This window comes from Gloeomargarita sp. SKYB120, assembly GCA_025062155.1.
GTDB lineage: Bacteria > Cyanobacteriota > Cyanobacteriia > Gloeomargaritales > Gloeomargaritaceae > Gloeomargarita.
This window is the reverse complement of sequence record JANXAM010000086.1, coordinates 1-554: the sequence shown is the minus strand read 5'-3', so window position 1 is coordinate 554 and position 554 is coordinate 1. Positions and strand designations below refer to the sequence as shown.

General features: G+C 45.7%; 1 protein-coding gene. It reads left to right on the top strand.

Translation table 11 applies throughout. The features are described 5' to 3' along the window. Positions 1-388: 388 nt before the first annotated feature. Positions 389-544, top strand: a complete 156-nt coding sequence (locus NZ705_12520) for a hypothetical protein (protein MCS7293766.1) — start codon at positions 389-391, stop codon at positions 542-544. Positions 545-554: the final 10 nt, after the last annotated feature.

Here is a 554-nt window from a genome sequence, read left to right as displayed (position 1 = left end):
ACGGGCCAATCGGGGAGTAGATCGCTGCCGTTAGACCCCACTAGCGTTGCATGAGAATGGCCAAGCAGTTCGACAGTAGCTTGATTGACCCACAACCAGCGCCCCTGTTCATCAGTTAGGACCAACGCCTGCGCCGCTCGCTCCAGCAGCAGGACGACTTTCCAATGATCCATAAGTTCTACGCTCATCGCCAGCTAACTCCTAAATTATTCAAAAAGATTACAAAGATAAAATTGTTACCAATGCTACAACTAAGCTTCTGCAAACTGACCTATGCCCAGTCACACGCTATTGGCCCTTTTACCCGTGTTTATACACACACATAGCATACAAACGGTCAGCTTAAATTAAGAACTCTTTGATGGTTAAGTTAAGGTTAACCTTTTATATGGCTAAGTTATACAGCACGGATCTGCGTCAGAAAGCCATTGAAGCTGTTTTAGGCGGTGTGACGCTTGTCGAAGTGAGCCAAGTACCAAAGTCGGATATTTTACTTTATAACGCTGGCTCCAGCAAGGGTCTAAAACGGGTGATTGTTTACTAAAAGGGGCATA

Bases quoted from the DNA above. Each gene is read 5' to 3' on its own strand.
- NZ705_12520 (MCS7293766.1), top strand. From the start codon at position 389: ATGGCTAAGTTATACAGCACGGATCTGCGTCAGAAAGCCATTGAAGCT.